The 19,647-nt window shown below is 40.6% G+C and carries 20 protein-coding genes; 18 read left to right on the forward strand and 2 right to left on the reverse strand.

What is annotated here, in order from left to right:
* Nucleotides 1–22: 22 nt before the first annotated feature.
* A complete protein-coding gene (locus OTK50_RS13330; protein WP_050556574.1) occupies nt 23–1,438 on the reverse strand; it encodes a sigma-54 interaction domain-containing protein in 1,416 nt (471 codons plus the stop codon).
* A gap of 174 nt (nt 1,439–1,612) precedes the next feature.
* On the opposite strand from OTK50_RS13330, the gene OTK50_RS13335 reads away from it, so the two are divergent.
* From OTK50_RS13335 to OTK50_RS13370, 8 genes are all read left to right on the forward strand, one after another.
* Nucleotides 1,613–1,900: an autorepressor SdpR family transcription factor gene (locus tag OTK50_RS13335; RefSeq protein WP_015240946.1), complete on the forward strand. Its 288-nt coding sequence runs from the start codon at nt 1,613–1,615 to the stop codon at nt 1,898–1,900.
* Complete coding sequence (locus OTK50_RS13340; RefSeq protein ID WP_038460524.1) at nt 1,897–2,532, forward strand: SdpI family protein; 636 nt, start codon at nt 1,897–1,899, stop codon at nt 2,530–2,532. The genes OTK50_RS13335 and OTK50_RS13340 overlap by 4 nt, the downstream gene beginning before the upstream one ends.
* Nucleotides 2,533–2,761: 229 nt before the next feature.
* The gene (locus OTK50_RS13345) at nt 2,762–3,967 is read left to right on the forward strand and encodes an ornithine--oxo-acid transaminase (protein ID WP_004393130.1); all 1,206 of its coding nucleotides are present in this window, start codon (nt 2,762–2,764) and stop codon (nt 3,965–3,967) included.
* 223 nt (nt 3,968–4,190) lie between these two features.
* On the forward strand, nt 4,191–5,591 hold the full coding sequence (locus OTK50_RS13350) for an amino acid permease (protein WP_239033896.1): 1,401 nt from the start codon (nt 4,191–4,193) through the stop codon (nt 5,589–5,591).
* Nucleotides 5,592–5,664: 73 nt separating this feature from the next.
* Nucleotides 5,665–6,555 (forward strand): arginase, encoded by an 891-nt coding sequence (gene rocF / locus OTK50_RS13355; RefSeq protein ID WP_007407883.1) that lies wholly within the window; start codon nt 5,665–5,667, stop codon nt 6,553–6,555.
* Nucleotides 6,556–6,685: 130 nt separating this feature from the next.
* Entirely contained in the window at nt 6,686–7,801 is a 1,116-nt protein-coding gene (locus OTK50_RS13360; RefSeq protein ID WP_038464530.1) for an aspartate phosphatase, read from the forward strand.
* Nucleotides 7,788–7,922, forward strand: coding sequence for a hypothetical protein (locus OTK50_RS13365; protein WP_007407881.1), 135 nt, complete (start codon nt 7,788–7,790; stop codon nt 7,920–7,922). Before OTK50_RS13360 ends, OTK50_RS13365 begins: the two co-directional genes overlap by 14 nt.
* 47 nt (nt 7,923–7,969) lie before the next feature.
* Nucleotides 7,970–8,443 (forward strand): GNAT family N-acetyltransferase, encoded by a 474-nt coding sequence (locus tag OTK50_RS13370; RefSeq protein WP_022554029.1) that lies wholly within the window; start codon nt 7,970–7,972, stop codon nt 8,441–8,443.
* 29 nt (nt 8,444–8,472) lie between these two features.
* Here the strand turns inward: OTK50_RS13370 and OTK50_RS13375 are convergent, their stop codons facing one another.
* Entirely contained in the window at nt 8,473–9,453 is a 981-nt protein-coding gene (locus OTK50_RS13375; protein ID WP_239033897.1) for an aldo/keto reductase, read from the reverse strand.
* 181 nt (nt 9,454–9,634) lie between these two features.
* On the opposite strand from OTK50_RS13375, the gene OTK50_RS13380 reads away from it, so the two are divergent.
* The 10 genes from OTK50_RS13380 to OTK50_RS13425 all read left to right on the forward strand — a co-directional run bounded on the left by OTK50_RS13380 (nt 9,635) and on the right by OTK50_RS13425 (nt 19,497).
* Nucleotides 9,635–10,384, forward strand: a complete 750-nt coding sequence (locus tag OTK50_RS13380) for a YiiX/YebB-like N1pC/P60 family cysteine hydrolase (protein WP_038464616.1) — start codon at nt 9,635–9,637, stop codon at nt 10,382–10,384.
* Nucleotides 10,385–10,394: 10 nt separating this feature from the next.
* Nucleotides 10,395–11,558 carry a hypothetical protein gene (locus tag OTK50_RS13385; RefSeq protein ID WP_224223932.1) on the forward strand — a complete coding sequence of 388 codons (1,164 nt, stop codon included), beginning with the start codon at nt 10,395–10,397 and terminating at the stop codon, nt 11,556–11,558.
* A gap of 288 nt (nt 11,559–11,846) precedes the next feature.
* A complete protein-coding gene (locus OTK50_RS13390; protein WP_032875455.1) occupies nt 11,847–12,062 on the forward strand; it encodes a hypothetical protein in 216 nt (71 codons plus the stop codon).
* A 94-nt stretch (nt 12,063–12,156) separates the two neighbouring features.
* Nucleotides 12,157–12,327 carry a CxxH/CxxC protein gene (locus OTK50_RS13395; RefSeq protein ID WP_004393147.1) on the forward strand — a complete coding sequence of 57 codons (171 nt, stop codon included), beginning with the start codon at nt 12,157–12,159 and terminating at the stop codon, nt 12,325–12,327.
* A gap of 80 nt (nt 12,328–12,407) precedes the next feature.
* Nucleotides 12,408–12,887 carry a 23S rRNA (pseudouridine(1915)-N(3))-methyltransferase RlmH gene (rlmH, locus tag OTK50_RS13400; protein WP_224223931.1) on the forward strand — a complete coding sequence of 160 codons (480 nt, stop codon included), beginning with the start codon at nt 12,408–12,410 and terminating at the stop codon, nt 12,885–12,887.
* Between the two features lie 117 nt (nt 12,888–13,004).
* Nucleotides 13,005–14,609, forward strand: coding sequence for a hypothetical protein (locus tag OTK50_RS13405; protein ID WP_224223930.1), 1,605 nt, complete (start codon nt 13,005–13,007; stop codon nt 14,607–14,609).
* A 220-nt stretch (nt 14,610–14,829) separates the two neighbouring features.
* Nucleotides 14,830–15,588 (forward strand): DUF6602 domain-containing protein, encoded by a 759-nt coding sequence (locus tag OTK50_RS13410; protein ID WP_052510559.1) that lies wholly within the window; start codon nt 14,830–14,832, stop codon nt 15,586–15,588.
* Nucleotides 15,589–15,794: 206 nt separating this feature from the next.
* On the forward strand, nt 15,795–17,108 hold the full coding sequence (locus tag OTK50_RS13415) for an SIR2 family NAD-dependent protein deacylase (RefSeq protein WP_045209424.1): 1,314 nt from the start codon (nt 15,795–15,797) through the stop codon (nt 17,106–17,108).
* Nucleotides 17,105–17,590 carry a hypothetical protein gene (locus tag OTK50_RS13420; RefSeq protein WP_045209423.1) on the forward strand — a complete coding sequence of 162 codons (486 nt, stop codon included), beginning with the start codon at nt 17,105–17,107 and terminating at the stop codon, nt 17,588–17,590. Before OTK50_RS13415 ends, OTK50_RS13420 begins: the two co-directional genes overlap by 4 nt.
* Nucleotides 17,587–19,497, forward strand: a complete 1,911-nt coding sequence (locus OTK50_RS13425; protein WP_224223929.1) for a hypothetical protein — start codon at nt 17,587–17,589, stop codon at nt 19,495–19,497. Before OTK50_RS13420 ends, OTK50_RS13425 begins: the two co-directional genes overlap by 4 nt.
* Nucleotides 19,498–19,647: the final 150 nt, after the last annotated feature.

The raw sequence follows: 19,647 nt of genomic DNA on the forward strand, positions 1-19,647 counted from the left end.
CTCAGCCTTTTTTTGTATGGATTCATTTCATCCGGTCCAGACCGAATTTTTTCAGGCGGTATTGCAGGCTCTGTCTGCTGATTCCGAGCTCGTTTGCCGTTTTGGATATGTTATTGCCGTGTTTTCTCAGGGTTTTTTCGATCATGTATTTTTCGAAGTTTTCCATTTTGTCTTTTAAATCGGTGCCGGGCTGGGTGCTTGCGGCGGCTTTGGTTTCCGTGTCAGCCGGTTTGATTTTCATGCGGTATTGATAAGGCAGGTGGGCCGCCGTAATCGTCGTTTCATCCGTCATAAAGTTCATGGCGCCTTCAATCATATGTTCAAGTTCGCGAATGTTGCCCGGCCAGTCATATTCCAAGAAGAATCGCTGCACATCGTCACTGATCGAATCGACATGCATTTGGAACAGGTGATTGTTTTTCTGGATAAAGACTTCGGCCAGAGGCAGAATATCCTCCTTGCGCTCCCGGAGCGGGGGAATGATCAACGTGACAACGCTTAAACGGTAGTATAAATCTTTGCGCAGCCGCTCTTCTGAAATGGCGGTGATCGGGTCTTCATTCATCGTGGCGATGATGCGGACGTCAATCGGTTTGTCCTGCGCTGATCCGATGCGCCTGATTTTCTTTTCCTGAAGGGCGCGGAGCAGTTTTGCCTGCAGGCTGAGATTGAGCGAGTTGATCTCATCAAGGAGCAGGGTGCCTCCCTGCGCCTGCTCAAATAACCCGGGCTGGTCGATGGCTCCGGTAAAGGCGCCTTTTTTCGTGCCGAATAAAATACTTTCGACCAGGCTATCCGGCAGGGCGGCGCAGTTTTGTGAGATGAACGGGGCGCCTGAGCGCTGGCTGCCGTTATGAATGCTTTGGGCGAACAGTTCCTTGCCCGTTCCCGTCTCGCCGGCCAAAAGCACCGATGATGATGTGCGGGTTGCCCGTTTTGCGTTTTCGATGACTTCCCGAATGACCGGGCTGTTGCCGAGAATACTGTCAAACGTGTAGCTGTTCTGTTCTTTCCTGTGCATGTTCTCCCTGATCAGCCGTTCGAGCTTGGTGACGTCCTTGGCGATTTCCACGGCTCCCTTGATCTCGCCGTTTTGCACAATCGGGAAGGTGTGGTTGATCGTCGTGATTTCCTGGCCTTTGTTATTGAAATAGCTTTGCTTCACGTTTTTAATCGTTTTGCCTTCTTGAAGGGCCTGAACGAGCGTGCTGTCCTGCTGATTGGAAAACATAAATACATCAGTCAGGTTTTTATGCAGGACGTCCCGTTCATCCATATCTTCAATCTGCATCATTTTCTTATTGTAAATGACGGTGCTGCCCTTTTCGTCCACCACATGCAGCCCGACATCAATCTCTTCCAGAATGCTTTGTAACACGAGTGTGTAAAATTCGCTGGTTGTGTGCAGGTCAATTCCCCCTCTCAATCGTCTTAACATTCATTATTTTAAAATAAATCGAACGGGAAACGCAAAAAAATTTTGCGCTTGGACGATGTTTAAAAATAAATGGAAATTAAGGTAATAAAACCATTGACTTTTTTAGGGAAATGGTTGATATTTAGATATATACTTAAATATCTAAATCATGTATGTATGAGAGGGGGAAAGTTTTTGAATAAAGCTTTTAAAGCACTGGCCGATCCTACAAGGAGAAGAATTTTGGATTTATTAAAGAAACAAGACATGACCGCTGGAGAAATTGCGGAACACTTCGATATGTCAAAACCCAGTATTTCTCATCACCTTACCATATTGAAAAATACTGATTTGGTTCACGATGAGAGGAAAGGCCAATTTATTATGTATTCATTAAATACCACTGTATTACAGGATCTTATAGGCTGGTTCTTTTCTCTGACTGATTCAGAACATGATAATAAGAAAGGCGGGGAATCATGAAAAAATATCTCTTTTCGGCAGGAATCATAGTTTTAACTGTTTTCACATGGGTTTGCACATATTCATCTTTACCGGACAATTTGGCGACACACTGGGGATTAAACGGAAGTGCAAATGATTACCAAACGAAAGCTAATGCGATGATGATGCTTATTGGCATCATGATTATTCTATATATTTTAATGGTTATCATCCCTAAGATTGATCCTAAAAATAACTACAAAACATTTATCCGGCCATATATGGCTATATTTAATACAATGTTTGCGGTTCTGTTTGTCATTAATCTGATGACCATCTTGACCGGCCTGGGATATGATCTCCCTATATCTTATTTAGGAAACTTTATAGTGGGAGTCATTTTCATGGTGTTTGGAAACTTCATTCAGATCGTTAAGCCCAATTTCTTTTTAGGGATAAGAACACCTTGGACGCTGAGCAGTGAAAGAGTTTGGAAGGATACACACAGGGTTAGTTCAAAACTTTTTGTCTTAGCGGGTATGCTCATGATGCTTGCAGCTTTTTTGCCGCCGGTGTATAGAGTGTCAGTCATTTTCGTGGCTGCAATCGGCTGTATCATATTATCTTTACTATATTCTTACATTGTATATCAGAGACAATTGAATAAATAATTGTTGAGTAGGAGCAATCTAATTGGATTGCTCCTATTTTGTCAGCGGGAAACGCAAAAAAATTTTGCGCTTGGCTGAAGTTTGCACGCAAACTGCCGGAAAATTTTGCGGGAAAAGAAAGAATGCTGGCGAAACATCCCGTTTTTTCGGATTGGCACGGAACTTGCTTTATAAAAAGGGAAAGCAAGATCTAATGTTGAATGATTACAAAACAAGGGGGAATCAGATTATGTCAGCTTTCACAAAATCTCAAGAAATTATCAGCCAAACTTCACATTACGGCGCGAACAACTATCATCCTCTGCCGATTGTTATTTCCGAAGCGCAGGGTGTTTGGGTAAAAGACCCTGAAGGTAATCAATATATGGATATGCTGAGTGCTTATTCTGCGGTGAACCAGGGGCACAGACATCCGAAGATCATTCAGGCGCTGAAGGATCAGGCGGATAAAATCACTCTGACGTCACGCGCGTTCCATAATGATCAGCTCGGTCCGTTTTATGAGAAAACAGCCAAGCTGACCGGAAAAGATATGATTCTGCCGATGAATACGGGGGCGGAAGCCGTTGAATCCGCTGTCAAAGCGGCGAGACGCTGGGCATATGAGGTCAAAGGAGTAGCGGATAATCAGGCGGAAATCATTGCGTGTATCGGCAACTTCCACGGCAGAACGATGCTTGCGGTATCCCTTTCTTCAGAAGATGAGTATAAACGCGGTTTCGGACCTATGCTTCCGGGTATAAAATTAATTCCATACGGAGACGCAGAAGCGCTGCGCCGGGCGATCACGCCGAACACAGCCGCTTTCTTATTCGAACCGATTCAGGGAGAAGCGGGCATCGTCATTCCGCCGGAAGGATTTTTACAAGAAGCGGCCGCCATTTGTAAGGAAGAAAATGTACTTCTGATCGCTGATGAAATTCAGACGGGACTCGGCCGCACAGGGAAAACATTCGCGGTTGACTGGGAAAATATCGTACCGGATATGTTCATCTTAGGCAAAGCGCTCGGCGGGGGCGTCTTCCCGATTTCGTGCATCGCGGCGAACCGTGACATTCTCGGCGTGTTTAACCCGGGTTCCCACGGCTCGACATTCGGCGGAAACCCGCTCGCTTGCGCGGTATCGCTCGCATCTCTTGAAGTCCTTGAGGAAGAAGGGCTGGCAGAGCGTTCCCTTCAGCTTGGCCGTTATTTTAAAGAAGAGCTTGAGAAAATTGATAACCCGATCATAAAAGACGTGCGCGGTCGCGGCCTGTTTATCGGCGTTGAACTGACAGAAGCGGCCCGCCCGTACTGTGAAAAGCTGAAAGGCGAAGGGCTTTTATGCAAAGAAACACATGATACCGTGATCCGTTTTGCACCGCCGTTAATGATTTCCAAGGAAGACTTGGACTGGGCGATCCAAAAGATCACAAACGTGCTTCAAAACGCGTAAAAGCTTGATGCGGCAATGCTTTCCCTCGGCTTGTATGGAATTTACAAATAAAAAATTCAGCACACTCTATTTGCGCGGCGACAGTATTTTAGTATAATGTATCTTTATGTACGAAAATGAATTTCATATAACATTCATATACAAATAGAGGCTCTTTGGACAGCAAATCGGTTTCAAAGCACCGGCTTGGTTCCAATACAAGTTGCTGAAGGGGTGCAGAATAGTGAATACAAATCAAAAAGCGAATCAGCTTCAGCGCACAATGAAATCACGCCATTTGTTTATGATTTCTTTGGGCGGAGTGATCGGCACCGGGTTTTTCCTGAGTACCGGATTTACAATTAACCAGGCGGGACCGCTGGGCGCGGTTCTGTCTTATCTGGTCGGCGGTTTTATTATGTTTTTGACAATGCTCTGCTTAGGCGAGCTTGCGGTTGCCCTTCCTGTATCAGGGTCGTTTCAGACTTACGCAACCAAATTCATCAGCCCCGCTTTCGGTTTCGCATTCGGCTGGCTGTACTGGCTCGGCTGGGCGGTAACATGCGCCATTGAGTTTTTATCTGCGGGACAATTGATGCTCCGCTGGTTTCCGCATGTTCCCGTATGGGTGTGGTGCCTCGTGTTTGTCGGACTGATGTTTCTTTTGAACGCCATTACCACAAAAGCGTTCGCTGAGTCGGAATTTTGGTTTTCCGGTATTAAAATTTTAGTCATTCTGCTGTTTATTATTTTGGGCGGCGCCGCCATGTTCGGCCTGATTGACATGAAACACGGCGAGCAGGCTCCTTTCTTCTCTCATTTTTATGAGGATGGATTGTTTCCGAACGGTATTAAGGCTATGCTTATTACGATGATTACCGTAAACTTCGCGTTCCAGGGAACGGAGCTGATCGGGGTTGCCGCGGGAGAAAGTGAAAATCCCGAGAAAACGATTCCGCGCTCTATCCGGCAGACGGTATGGAGAACGCTTGTCTTTTTCGTTCTCTCCATCATCGTCATTGCCGGGATGATTCCGTGGAAGCAGGCGGGAGTGGTCGAAAGCCCGTTTGTCGTGGTGTTTGAACAAATCGGTATTCCATATGCGGCCGATATTATGAACTTTGTTATCTTAATTGCGCTGCTCTCAGTGGCCAACTCAGGCCTGTTTGCATCGACGCGTATCCTATATGCCATGGCGAACGAAGGACAAGCTTTTAAATCGCTCGGCAAAATAAATAAACGCGGCGTGCCGATGAACGCTCTGATCGTGACGCTGGCCGTCGCCTGCCTGTCCCTGCTGTCTAAGGTGGCTGCGCCGGAAGTCGTTTATATGTTTCTCTTATCATTAGCCGGACTAAGCGCGCAGGTCGGCTGGATTACGATTTCCCTGTCGCAGCTGATGTTCAGACGGAAATACATCCGCGAAGGCGGCAAAGTGGAAGACCTGAAGTTTAAAACACCGCTGTACCCGGTGCTGCCTATTATCGGGCTGACGTTAAATACGGTTGTTCTGATCAGCCTCGCATTTGATTCAGAACAGCGGCTCGCCCTTTATTGCGGCATCCCGTTCATGGCGGTGTGCGTTATCGTTTATCATCTGTATGTAAAAAAGCGTAAGCAGTCAGAAAAACAGATAGAGCTTTAAATCTTTTCGTGTCCAAGTCATCTTTGAGAAACCCGCACAGGACAACATACAACATGTTGAGGTGGAAAAACGGATGAACAAGAATATCTCAGTTATTGGAATGCCGATGGATTTAGGACAAGCACGACGCGGAGTGGACATGGGCCCGAGCGCCATCCGCTACGCGCATCTCATTGAACGGTTATCTGACATGGGGTATGCGGTGGAAGACTTAGGCGACATCCCCGTCAATCGTGAAAAACTCAAAAATGATGAAGAGCTGAAAAATCTGAACTCTGTGCTCTCGGGGAACGAGCAGCTCGCCCAAAAGGTGGACAGCGTCATTGAGAATGAGCGGTTCCCTCTCGTCTTGGGCGGCGATCACAGCATCGCGATCGGAACGCTGACAGGAACGGCAAAGCACTATAAACAGCTCGGCGTCATCTGGTACGACGCGCATGGCGACTTAAACACCCTGGAAACATCGCCGTCAGGCAATATTCACGGAATGCCGCTGGCCGTCAGCCTTGGCGTCGGGCACGACACGCTGGTAAATCTGGGCGGGTATGCCCCGAAAATCAAGCCGGAGAACGTCGTCATCATCGGCGCGAGATCGCTTGATGAAGGCGAGCGTGAATACATTAAGGAAACAGGCATGAAGGTCTATACGATGCATGAGATTGACCGCCTCGGCATGACCAAGGTGATTGAAGAAACCATTGACTACCTGTCAGACTGTGACGGCGTTCACCTCAGCCTTGACCTCGACGGCCTTGATCCGAGCGACGCACCCGGCGTAGGCACGCCTGTCGTCGGCGGCATCAGCTACCGTGAAAGCCACTTGGCAATGGAAATGCTGTATGATGCGGACATCATCACTTCAGCTGAATTTGTCGAAGTCAACCCGATCCTCGATCACAAAAACAAAACCGGCAAAACAGCGGTCGAGCTGGTGGAATCTTTGTTGGGAAAAAAACTATTATAAAATATACGCCTCCGCACTTGCGGGGGTTTTTTTGTTGCCACGAGGAAACTAGCGGGCTGTCACCCTCTTTTTAGACCTGTAAATATGATATATTTATTACACAAAATGGGAAAGGGAGGTGTCCTGACAGATGGCTGAAGTGATGGCCCACGAAACAGTTGCGAAAAAAATCAGTGACTGGTATGAGGAAATCAAAAAGCACAACACTGAATCGGCTGAGGCGTTAAGAGAACAACTGCTTACGGATCTGCAAAATATGACACAAAATCAAACGGTGCTCCTTTATTTTAATTTAATTGATTCCCGCTATAAGCTTTTGATGGAAGAGTATGAGAAAACAGACGGCATTTTAAAAACGATCCAGCTGAACGCCGATAAAGAAAAAACAGACCAGATGATTCAATACTATTATTATTTCTTTTCCGGAATGCACGAGTTTTACCGTAAACGGTTTATGAACGCCATTAATTTTTACCGGATTGCTGAAAGCAGGCTCCGGCACATACCGAATGAGATTGAAAGAGCCGAGTTTAATTATCAAGTGGCGATTGCCTATTATGAAATCCGCCAAAACTACTTTGCGATGAACCACGCGGAAAAAGCGTTGGAGATCTACAAAGCCAATGAAATGTACGCGGTCAGAGAAGCACAGTGTTTAATGGTGATCGGCTGTAACAGAATGGACTTGTTTCACTATCAGAAAGCCGAAGAGCTCCTGCAGACGGCGGTTCATCAAGCCGCCAAAGCGGGCGATCCGCATATTGAGGCGCTCGCCCACTTTAACGCAGGCATTTGCTATGAAAGACAGGAAAAGCTTGAGGAGGCGCGGATCGAGTTTGAAACGGCTCTCGATCAAAAGGAGCATTTGCAATCAGCATATTCGGTGCGGAGTCTGTACATGCTGGCCAGAGTGTTATTGAAACAGGAACAGATGGATGAGGGCCGGTTTTGGCTGCATAAAGCGCTGAATGCCGCTGAAGAAAAAAACGAGCCCGTATACACCCAAAAGCTGCGCATCTTACAGCATGTCTTTATTGACCACAATGAAGAAGCGCTTGAATCAGCTTTCGCCGAGTTAAGAAGGAAAGAGCTGTGGAGTGACGTTTCCGATTTGTCATATCAAGCCGCGGCGCATTTTAAAAAACAGGAGAATTACAAACTGGCGGCGAAGTATTTTCAGGAATCAATTGATGCCAATGACCAAATTTTGAGATTAACGGAGGGGATTCGTAATGAAAACATGTAAATTCATTGTACTCTCAGCAGCTTTGGCAAGTCTCATTTCGATTGGATTATTTGCGCAAACTGGTTCAACGGCACAAGCCGAACAAATCATAAAACCGGCGGAAAACGGAGCCTTCGGATAATACTGCATGATACCGCTTTCAGTCTGTGTTTTGTAAGGAGTGATTCAATGGCTATCACACTGCAGCCGATGACAGGACAAGAATTTCAGTCCTATCTCGCCCATTCAACCAAGCATTACGCTGAAGAAAAGGTAAAAGCGGGAACGTGGCTGCCTGACGAAGCACCGGAATTAGCGGAGCTGGCGTTTGAAGACCTGCTTCCTGACGGTTTGGAGACAGCCGATCACTATTTATGGACGCTGACATTGGACGGAAAGGAAAATGCCGGCTGGCTGTGGCTGCACGCCGATCCGGACCACCCGCAGCAGGACGCATTTATTTATGATTTCGGCCTTCATCCGCCTTTCCGCGGCAAAGGCTATGCGAAAGAGGCACTCGCAAGGCTGGAGGACAAAGCCAAAGACCTGGGTGTCCGCAAGATTTCTCTCCATGTGTTCGCTCATAACGAAACGGCGCGGAAGCTGTATGAGAAGACCGGATTTCTGGAGACGGATGTCATCATGAGCAAAAAGCTGTCATGAAAAGAGGCCCGCACGATGGGCCTCTTTTGTTATTCATCTAACAATGTCATCATGTGTTCCGGATAACGCTCGCCGGCCGCAGTGCCGATCGGAAACATCTCATCCAACTGCGCCTTCACATCCTCGGGAAGCACAATGTCGAGAGCGGCGAGGTTTTCTTCCAAGTAGTGTTTCTTTTTTGTGCCCGGGATCGGAATGAGATCATCGCCGTTTGCGAGAACCCATGCGAGCGCAAGCTGTGGCGCGGTGATATTCATTTCCCGGGCAATGGCGGTAAGTTTTTGGACGAGTCCTATATTCACCGCTAAATTGTCTCCCTGGAATCTCGGCGTTCTTCTTCTGTAATCATCGGCATCCAGCTGCTCGGTCGACGTCATCTTTCCGGAAAGAAAACCTCTGCCGAGCGGACTGTAAGGCACAAATGAGATACCGAGCTCACGGCAGGCGGGCAGCACATGCTCCTCCGCTTCCCTGCTCCATAAAGAATATTCCGATTGAAGCGCGGCAATCGGGTGAATGCGGACGGCGCGCCTGATCGTTTCTGCGGAAGCCTCTGACAATCCGATATATCTCACCTTTCCTTCGTCTATCAGCTCCTTCATGGCGCCGACAGTTTCTTCAATCGGCACCCGCGGATCAACCCGGTGCAGATAATAAAGGTCGATATAATCCGTCCCAAGGCGTTTCAGACTGGCGTCACACGCTTTTTTCACATAATCGGGCCGTCCGTTGATTTCGATAAACTCACCCTTTTCACTTCGGACATAACCGAATTTCGTCGCGAGGCACAGCTCCTTTCTGAATGGGGCGAGCGCTCTGCCGACAAGTTCTTCATTCGCACCCAATCCGTATTGATCAGCCGTATCAAACACATTCACGCCGAGATGAACGGCATGATGCAGTGTGGAAATCGACTCTTCCTCACTCTGGCTGCCATAGTATTCCGACATGCCCATGCACCCTAACCCCATTGCGGAAACCCGCATCGAACCGATCGTTCTGTCCTTCATATGTCCTCCCCCTTTCTTGTATGATAACCGGATTTCCTGATATTTGAAAATGATTTATGCATAAGATTTACATATTGTTATAAAATTTTTAAAAATCTGTAAATTGTATATTTTTTTATCACAATTTCGTCATATAATGAAAATGTGGAAAAATTATACTCAAAGAAAAGAGGCGAAGTCAATGTGTAAAAAGCTGTTCAAAGCCGTTCTCCCGTTTGCCCTGTCATTCACCATGGTTCTGTCGTTCTCCGGTTTGAATGTAAAAGCAAAAGAAACAGAAGCAGCCCGTTACGCAAAAGAAATCGCAGACCTTCAGCAGGGCACGACTCCTCAAGACGTTCTCCAATCCGCCAAAGAGCTTGCCAAACAGAAGCACGTTTCAACAGAAGCAATTCTCAAGCAGTTTCATCAAGAAATCACGGCAGACAAGGTGCAAGGAAATGTAATCGCTTCCAAAGAAGGGCTCTCTGCAATGGGCGGATCATCAGGCACAAAAAAACTTCCGAAAAGCACAAAAGGCAATATTTATTACACGAACTCATACACGGCTTATTACAACCACGGGCATGTCGGCATGTATTCATCCGCTGACAAAATTGTTGAATCCGTGCCGGGAGACGGCGTACGCCAGATTGCTTATAACGGCAGAGAAGTCGAAGACAATTCAATCGTCCAGACCGTGAAAGTCACTGATGCCCAAAAACAAGCCGCCGCTGACTGGGCCGTATCAAGAGTGGGTGATGAGTACTCCTTCAACTTCGTCAATAACAGAAATACGGGCCATGAAGGCGCCAAAAACTGCTCAAAACTGCTGTGGTCGGCATTCCTTTTAAAAGCGGGGATTGATATCGACTCTAACGGCGGCTTAGGCGTATATCCGCGCGACATCACAAGCTCGTCCTACACAACCACGATTCTGACCATTCACTAAGGAGAATAACGTGAAAAAAATCATCTGGATACCCTTAGTGATCATCGCCGCCGCAGCGGTCTTATGCTTCTTCTATTTTCGCACGGAAGATCCTGCGGAGGTTGCGAGAGACACATTAAATGACCCTGATTTTCTGAAAGATAAAGAGGCGCTGCTGTATTTCTCCACTGCCGCTGACCAAGACACGTTCGGCGGCGGAAAAAGCTACGCCCTCTTCGCCGATGAAAAAGGGCGGCTCTCTTCTTATCAAATGAAGGGGCTTGAGCTCGGATCGGCCAAAGTGCATGACGAAAGCGTGCTGCTGGAGGACAAAAAAGGAATCTACACCGTTCAGGGCGGCCTTCACACGTATAAAAGAGCGTACCAGCATACGGGAGACAGCGCGGGATATATCGAGCGGGCGAAAGGCTTTTACACGCTGTATAATTCGGGCTATGACAAGAGCGGCGGCAGCTACCGTTCAGAGCTGTACCGCCAGATTGACGGCAGGTGGAAGCAAGACGTCATTCCGCACTACATCCGCGCTTCAGGCTTTTTTAAAGATCATCTTTTCGCGCTCACGCCGACAGATGACGAAAAAGGCTATCACATCCAAGACATTCAGGCCGATAAAGAGAAGCTCCATACAAAATCAATCGCGACATGGACGTATAAAGAAGGCACGTCTGTCGAATCCCAGCTCGCCGCGGACGACAGCGCCATCGGCTTTGTCACCAGAGGGGAAAAAGCCGATCACATCTATCAAATGGTGAAAGTCATGAAACACAGCGGCGCTATCAAAACATATGACATCGCCACTTATAAAAATGACGAACAGACGATCTATGACTCCATGCCGTTCAGCTTCAAAAAAAGCTTTTTCATGGAGCAGCGCAGCTTCTATTTCGTTGACGGCTTCGGAACCGTCTACCGCATCAACCCTGAGACCGGAAAAAGCAAAAAGGCCTTCACCCTCCCCGCATCACGAATGAAGGCCGACTTCAAGGAGCTGACCCATCAAAACGGAAAGCTGTATCTGTTCACGTACAGCTACAAAAAGCCCGCCAAAATCGAATCCTTCGACCTGAAAACGGGCAAAAAACTGAACGACCTGACCATCCCAAACTTAAAAAACATCGTCACGCCGAAAAGCCATCTCAAGCTGTATGATGTGCAGGTGATGGGTGGGTTTTGAAGAGTATAAACATTTCGGAAGAGCTTGCCGCTTTTGGTAAGCTTTTTATAATGAAATCTTACTGCAAGAAAGAAGGTGTTCATTTGAAATCATTCAGTATCTTCTTATTGTTGTCCGTCATTTGTATAACCATTGTTTTTGTCATAATGAATATGTTGATTGGATACCCTGATGTGAGCAACGGGGCATTGATTATGATTGTATATATCGTTGTGACCCTCATGATAAGGCTATATAACAAGAAAAAAGCCGACCGAACATAGAGATAGAGGAATTTAGAGGGAGCCGATGAAGAAAAAGCTTGCCGCGGTGACCGTCACCCGTAATAACCAACTCTTTTTTAAACGGCGGAAGGCTGGACTGGATAGATGTATGCTCTACACTGCTGGCGTATCTATTAGGAATTCTGTTCGTCCTTCGCTTAGAAAAAAGAGAAAACACGTAAAGAGCCGGATGCTGAAAACACCGGCTCTTTTTGCGCGTGATTTGCCGAATTGTGGATAAAACTCAGCCCGAAGCACTACTAACATGTGTATAAATAGGTTATATTGAAAAGAGAACAATTGCCGCGCGCAAAAGAAAACCGGAGGACGTAACTATGAAAACCGCTTATTATTCTTGTGAAGAACATATCGAAACCGTGCTGGACATGTACATAGATGATCATGAGCTTCCGCCCGAAATCAGAAAAATCGAACATACTAACAGTTTATCCACAGCCTGTGAATTATGTGGGGACACTGCAACATATCTAGTAGGGAACGAATGATCCTACACAAAATACAGAAAAGATATCCACAATTGTGGACAATATATATGAATAACTTGTTTCTAAAGTGGGGATGACCTGTGAATATCAATATTGTGACCATCGGAAAACTAAAAGAAAAATACCTCAAGCAAGGCATTGAAGAATACAAAAAACGACTCTCAGCCTACGCAAAAATCGACATCATCGAACTCCCGGACGAAAAAGCGCCGGAAAACCTGAGCGACCAAGACATGAAAATCGTCAAAGACAAAGAAGGCGAACGCATCCTGGCCAAAATCAGCCCGGACACCCACGTCATCGCCCTCGCCATCGAAGGAAAAATGAAAACATCCGAAGAACTGGCCGATACAATAGATAAGCTGGCGACTTATGGAAAAAGCAAAATCACCTTCGTCATCGGCGGCTCACTAGGACTAAGCGACGCAGTGATGAAGCGATCGGATGAAAAGTTGTCTTTCTCGAAAATGACGTTTCCTCATCAGCTGATGCGGCTGATTCTGGTGGAGCAGATTTATCGGGCGTTTCGGATTAATCGTGGGGAGCCGTACCATAAGTAGATAGCGATTTGGAGTAAAATATAAACATACAGTAATAAACATTTATTAACTATATATCCATTATTTAAAAAATATGTGTTTGACTATTCCGTAAAAATTTTATCGAAGGGGGCAAAAATGATAAAGTTAAAGAATCCATACAGTCGTAATAGACTAAGTTTGAAGGAAAAATTCAATGAAAAATTTACTGGTATTATCGTCCCTTATATTAAAAGGATTCCTTCGGATGGGGACCGGAACAAAAAGTCAAAATATATACCTAAAGTGTTAAAATATGCAAAAATTACCGTAAAAGGTGGGGAAAGAGACAAAATCAGTACCGCTGAAATCCCTAAAGACATTGACTTAGATTTGCTTTCTATATATATAGCTGAATATATACCAATTGAGAATGTGGATATGCTTAATAAAGGACTAAAAAAACTGGTAAAAAATTATCCATACGGTTTTCAACATGGACAAGCAGAGAATGTAGATGAATTTTGTAATGAGGTGAAAAAGAGTATTCATGGAGGACGTTGGAGTAACTTTGGCTTTATAGATCTTACTAACGAGAAAAAAGTTTCAGATTTTGTAAATGACATTCACATCCATGGAACACACTTATCTTCATCTTCAATTATTTTGCAATTTGTCATAAATCCCTCTGATAAATTCATTAGTGAATATAAGAAGTTAATTGAAAGTGATATAAAAGAGGGGCATTCATTTGACCTTAGTTTCAAAAACTTTTTTAAGTTTTGGGGCGGGAAAGGATTATCAGGTGATATTGTAAAGAATCAGATGTTAGAAGATTTAATTATAGAACTAAAATGGAGGACAATGAAAGAAATTAGTAAATACTTTCCCTTATATTTCACAAAAAATAAACTGATTCCTCCAAGTATTGAAGTCTACAAATTGAATCAGACTTCTTGTGTTTTTAAACACGGTGAAAATGAGAAAATAAGTTCATTCTGGGGTTCTATGGGAATGGATAGTGCATTTAGCGATATATCTAAGGATGGTTACTGGCAGTTATTTAATGAAGGAAGAAAGCCACATCTTATTGATAGTTCATTAAAGGTTACTTGTAACTCAACAATAAAACGGGAACCAATGTATCATTCATTTGAATTTCAGATTGTTTATATGTTAGAAGAATTTGTGAAGCTACTCCTACCGACTATGGTGATGAGAGAGTATGCTGTAGATACAAGTAAAAAGATTGCTATAAAACAAAATAACACTTTTTCATCAATACAAAAGGAAAAACCCAAGTATCATAAATTGATAAATATAAGGTATGAATTAGAACGAAACTTGCAGATTCTTAAAAGATTTAAAAATGAAATTGGCAATAACTACTTTGATAAAGTAAAATCTGAAATAAATAAAATAGCTGAGTTCGAACCATCTTATCCTAAATATAATAATTTGAGTACAACTGAAATGATTATCGAGAACACTAAGTATTATATTGATAAAACATCTGAACATTCACAGCATTTTGCAAAAATGATAGATGACACGGTTCGATTGCTTGAAATTAAAACAAACAACTCTCTAAGAAGAAGGTCCTTTGGACTTTCAATTTTTACGGTTATATTATCCATAGCAGCAACTACATTTGCAGGTCTTTCATTGTTCTATCAGTTAAGTGATGAAAAGCAGAATAAAATAGTCAGCTTATTCAGTCCTTTTATAGATTTGTTGCAATACTTTTTTTGGAGATGTTTATAAATTAGACAAGTAAAAGGAGAGTGTTAAAAAAAATCTATCTTTTCTCTGTATTCTCTTTATTATCTTTAAGGGAAATTAGGATTTAATTGCTCACTCACTTTTAAAGCGTTAAGGTGAGCTTTAAAGTAGTGAGGATTAGAATATAAAATAAACTGCATTCTTTAGTTAGTGCAGTTTATTTTTTAATTAACTTGGATGTTGAGAGGAGAAACTATCATCAATGAATAGAGAGAGTAATAAAAGATTATATGTTGAACTACTTAGAGGTAATTTTGAAAAAATACTAAGTGAATTAGATTTAGTATATAAATTAACTCATAGCGGTGAGAAAGGAAAAGAAGCAGAAGAGATATTAAAGAACTTTCTGAAAAAATATTTACCTAAAAAATACAGTGTAACAACTGGATTTGTTCATACAGATTTGGGAATAAGTAATCAGAGTGATATCCTTTTATATGATGCAAATAATTATCCTCCTCTTTATTCTGGTTATGCAAACCAAATAATTCATATGGGTAGTTTAAGAGCAGTAATTGAATGTACTATGAGGTTAAATAAGAAAAAGATTGAAGAAGATAATAAAAAAGTAAATAATCTAAAAGCTTTGTATAGAAATGATGTTGAAATTAGACAATCTTTGAGTAGAGAGCCTTTAGCAGTATTATTTGCATATAAATCCGAAGGGAGTATATTAGAACATCTTAATCGATTAGAAGAAAAGAATTTTGATATAGTATTTTGTGCAGATGGACAACTTTATAACCTTATTTCTGAAGCTAATGAGTATTCGAATAATGTAGTTGATAATGTATTTTCAGGAGAAACAGTACATGGATATACATTTACTAAAGAGCAACATTCATTCTCTTTATTTTATTCATTTTTGATAGACTATCTGAATAGAATAACTAGTGATATTAATAAATATAAAATGGTTTATGAATATTCGAAATCATCTATATATGTTGATTATAAATAGAAAATTTTCTTTCTCAAATAGATATTATCACGAGAGCATTACCTTTAGTAAGTAAGAGTACTTCAGGATTAGTAGAAGGAAATTCTCAAAGATTAGGTCTATATTTTATATCGTTTGGTACCAAATTTATTAAATAGTAAAATATTGTAAGTATATCTTTGCTTAAGAAATTATTATTTGGGATGTACTTCAAGAGGAGAGAGAGAATGGACTTTAATTTAGTAAATCTTAAAAAAGATTATTTAGAGGGGAAAGTTGTGCCTTTTATTGGTGCAGGATTATCCGTTCCTTTTAAAGTTCCGACCTGGAAGGAGTTAATCGAGGATATTACTGCTAAATATGCAGTTGGTGACTTTGATTTTGTTAGAGCGGCAGTAGATGTATTACTAGCAAGAAATGATTACTGGGATGCAATTGACCAAATAAAAAAGTTCATGAGCTTGGACGATCAAGATATACAGTCTTTAATAATAGAAATAATTGAAGAGAAAAAAATTCATATAGATGATGAATCTCTACATAATTATGTGGATATAGGAAAAATGGATTTTAAGTTATTTCTAACTACTAATTATGAAAACTTACTTTATAAATATATTAATTGTGAAACATACCCTATGCTTTTAAGAGATATAGATTTTAGTACACAAACATTATTTGACAAAAAACGGGTGTTTCATCTGCATGGTTATTTGTCTAATGCAGGATCAATTGTAATTAGTAGGGATAGTTATAAAGATCTTTATAATGATGAAAAGTACAATAATCTACTTAAGGCTGTGACAAGTACAAAGAAGTTGTTGTTTATGGGATTCTCATTCGATGATCAATTTATTCAGAAGTTAATATTGGACCACAGAGAGTTCTTCAAAGGACAACATTATATTCTTCTGGATAATCCTCCTGATTTTAGAGTTAAAGAGCTTAAAGATAAGTTTGGATTAACAACAATTAAATATAACTCGGAAAATTCATCTCATCCTAAAGAGATAAGGAAAGTTTTAGGTTTGGTAGCAGAGCGAAAAAATGAGGATGATACAGATAGTAATACAAAAGAAGGGGAAAATTGTGAAATCATTGACAATAAACTGTTGATAACTGGTGCTAAAATATCAGACATGGATAAAAATGTCGAGAGTAATCTCTTTTATAAGAAATTAAAGGTTGAAAACATTACGTCTGGACTTATAGACTTAAGTTCATTATTTTATGTCGCTGCTGAAAGTTATATTCGTGAGCTTAAAAATAGTGGTATGTCTATTGGAGTAATTGATATTTTATTGGGGAAGGTCTTCATTAAATATAAAGAAAAATACTCAGACACATATGAAAAATTCGGTAATAGTCAGCAATTTGTTGAAGTTGTTCATGAAACATTAAAAAAGTTAGATTTAGGTAGACGATCGAAATTGTTCAGTGAAAATGAAGTTTCTGACGAGGATGAAAATAGAGGATTAATTCACATTTTAGCTGATGATGAAAAAAGAGATATTTGGTGGGGGGAGAAACGAATCAAATGAGTAATTTTAATAATGAATATTCTTTTGTGCCACCATCAATTAGGTTGTTGTTTGATAACAGTCAGTTAGAGATGATAAAAACCCTATGCCTTCTATACTCATTTTATCAAAAAAGTAAGAGGAAGTTTGTAAAGGTATCAGACATTGTTTTTTATTATAGCCTTGTAAACTTCGGAATGATAAAGCTTATCGAAATTGATGGAGAAAGAGAAGAAGCCTCAAGGAATTTATATTATAGATATGAACAAGGAATTAACCAAATAATTTTAGAAATGGTGCACTTAGACTTTATAGAAGTAAAGGGAAATCTAACTTCAAAAGCATCACAAATAGGAATGCGTTTAACTCAAAAAGGTAATGAGTTCCTCAATAATCTAGAATTGAATAGTTTTCCTGACTTGATAAATGAATATTCTAACATAATCAGTTTAATTGAAAATAATCCAGAAAATAACAATAAATTAAAGGGAGTGATAAAATGATTTTAAATAAGTTAATTCTTCTTGGTACTAGATATAAAAGAACCCTTGATTTTGATAAAGGTTTAACTATAATCAGGGGGGACAGAACATCAGGAAAGTCATTAGTACTAAGTTTAATAGATTATTGTTTGGGGAAAAGTGACAGTATTAAACTTAAAGTTCAAAAAGAATTAGCCCAGCATTGTGATCGAGTTTTTCTTGAAATAAGCATAGAAGATGAAATCTTTACTTTAAGCAGATCACTTAAGCAAAAGCAATCAAAGATAAGCATATATTTTTGTAATGTTGATAACATTAACGGTTATATACCAAAGAATGTGGAAATTAAAGAAGCAATACAAATTATAATGGGAAAACTTAATATTAATGAATACAAGCGTACTAAATATAAAGCCCATAGTACCGAACAGGAACTAGAAACAATATCCTTTAGAGATATTTTTAGATATGTGTATATAAAGCAACATTCTCTTGGGACGGGTAACTTTTTAGATAATAACGCAACATTTAAAAAAAATAAAAACCCTTATGCATTTGAAATGATTTTTAATTTAGTGGAATCTGATAAAGACCAATTAAACGAACAACTAGTTAACGCAAAAAATAGAGTAGAAACTATAAGAAGAGAAAAAACAGGTTTAATTTCTTATTTAGAAGATAAGGAAGCAAGTGATTTTGGTAGTTTGCAAAGTGAAGTCGATTTAATTCAAAAGGAGATTACTAAGCAAAAAAAACAAAAGGAAGTAATTCTTAATGAACATAAAGATGGCGTTAATAGTGAAAACGTTATGTACATAAAATTAAAAGATAGGTTAATCGAAATAGCAAATCAGATTTTTATTTATGAAAAACAAAAAAAAGATTTAAGGATGTCTATTGCTTCAAAGAGATTTCTATTAGGAGAGTATGAAAAAGAAAAATCTGAAACTGATGCAACAATGGAAATTAATTATCACTTGGTTGTTGAAGATCATAAAATAGAATGTCCATTGTGTCACTCAGCAGTTATTAGTCATATGCACCAAGAAAATAAACCCACTCAGAAGATATTAAATAAAATTCAAAGAGATATAATAAATAAAATGAAGCTTGTAAATAAGTTAATTGAAAATGACTTGAAAGAGATAGAAGGAATTAACACTAAAATCTTCAGTCTTAACAAGGAGCGGGAAATACTAAGCAATGCTATCGGTGAGTTCAATAAAAAGACATCTGTTCCATATCTTTCTCAAATTGACAGTATCAATAGTATCATCAATAGTTATAATAAAAAGAAAGAAATTACAGATGAATGTATAAGAATTCATCGTAAAATAGATGAAAAAAATAATCTTATTGATGATTTAAATGCCCAAATTGGAAGATTAGAAAGTGATTTGGAAAATTTAAAGGTTAGTGAGGATGAAAAAAAGAGGATATTTGACTATTTAAATGATAAGTATAAATCTTATATGGAAAGGTTGAAGTACAATACAAAAAATACATATATTGATTTCGACAATTATACTCCATACCATGATGGAGCAAGTGTTTTTGAACATGAAAGTGGAGGTCTTCTGGAATGTATGCAAATATCTTTTTTAGCAGCAATAGTGTCTAGCAAAGATAGAGGTTATGCAAAAGGACATCCAGGGTTTTTATTATTAGATTCCATAAGTAAGTATCTGGGAACTATCCGAGTTGAAATGGACGAAGAAGAAAAGAATAATAAGAACAGAATCAATGATCCAGAAGTATATGAAGAAATTTATAAAATTTTTGTTGAATTAAGCAAAAACCACCAATTGATCATTGTTGATAATACGCCACCGAACAGTTACAAAAAATATTCAAAATATACGTTCTTATCTGGTCAAGAAGGATTAGTCAATCAATATGTTAATGAATTTGATTACATTGAAGAATAATCAGACAATAACAAACTAAATAGAAATATGAATGAATAATGAAAGACATCAATATCGGGAATATATTTATTAGATATATTCCCAAGTTTTATTGAAGTAATAATGAGACAAGAGAGAATTTTCTAAAATGTTTCTATAATATTCGATAGA

Origin of the sequence: Bacillus sp. NEAU-CP5 (assembly GCF_026420705.1) — a bacterium.
Taxonomy (GTDB): domain Bacteria; phylum Bacillota; class Bacilli; order Bacillales; family Bacillaceae; genus Bacillus; species Bacillus velezensis.

Coding starts and splice junctions, on each gene's coding strand:
- OTK50_RS13405 (WP_224223930.1), top strand. CDS start 13,005: ATGATAAAGTTAAAGAATCCATACAGTCGTAATAGACTAAGTTTGAAG.
- rocF (WP_007407883.1), top strand. CDS start 5,665: ATGAACAAGAATATCTCAGTTATTGGAATGCCGATGGATTTAGGACAA.
- OTK50_RS13395 (WP_004393147.1), top strand. CDS start 12,157: ATGAAAACCGCTTATTATTCTTGTGAAGAACATATCGAAACCGTGCTG.
- OTK50_RS13360 (WP_038464530.1), top strand. CDS start 6,686: ATGGCTGAAGTGATGGCCCACGAAACAGTTGCGAAAAAAATCAGTGAC.
- OTK50_RS13425 (WP_224223929.1), top strand. CDS start 17,587: ATGATTTTAAATAAGTTAATTCTTCTTGGTACTAGATATAAAAGAACC.
- OTK50_RS13365 (WP_007407881.1), top strand. CDS start 7,788: ATGAAAACATGTAAATTCATTGTACTCTCAGCAGCTTTGGCAAGTCTC.
- OTK50_RS13415 (WP_045209424.1), top strand. CDS start 15,795: ATGGACTTTAATTTAGTAAATCTTAAAAAAGATTATTTAGAGGGGAAA.
- OTK50_RS13370 (WP_022554029.1), top strand. CDS start 7,970: ATGGCTATCACACTGCAGCCGATGACAGGACAAGAATTTCAGTCCTAT.
- OTK50_RS13420 (WP_045209423.1), top strand. CDS start 17,105: ATGAGTAATTTTAATAATGAATATTCTTTTGTGCCACCATCAATTAGG.
- OTK50_RS13380 (WP_038464616.1), top strand. CDS start 9,635: ATGTGTAAAAAGCTGTTCAAAGCCGTTCTCCCGTTTGCCCTGTCATTC.
- OTK50_RS13345 (WP_004393130.1), top strand. CDS start 2,762: ATGTCAGCTTTCACAAAATCTCAAGAAATTATCAGCCAAACTTCACAT.
- OTK50_RS13390 (WP_032875455.1), top strand. CDS start 11,847: ATGAAGAAAAAGCTTGCCGCGGTGACCGTCACCCGTAATAACCAACTC.
- OTK50_RS13375 (WP_239033897.1), bottom strand. CDS start 9,453: ATGAAGGACAGAACGATCGGTTCGATGCGGGTTTCCGCAATGGGGTTA.
- OTK50_RS13410 (WP_052510559.1), top strand. CDS start 14,830: ATGAATAGAGAGAGTAATAAAAGATTATATGTTGAACTACTTAGAGGT.
- OTK50_RS13340 (WP_038460524.1), top strand. CDS start 1,897: ATGAAAAAATATCTCTTTTCGGCAGGAATCATAGTTTTAACTGTTTTC.
- OTK50_RS13330 (WP_050556574.1), bottom strand. CDS start 1,438: ATGTTAAGACGATTGAGAGGGGGAATTGACCTGCACACAACCAGCGAA.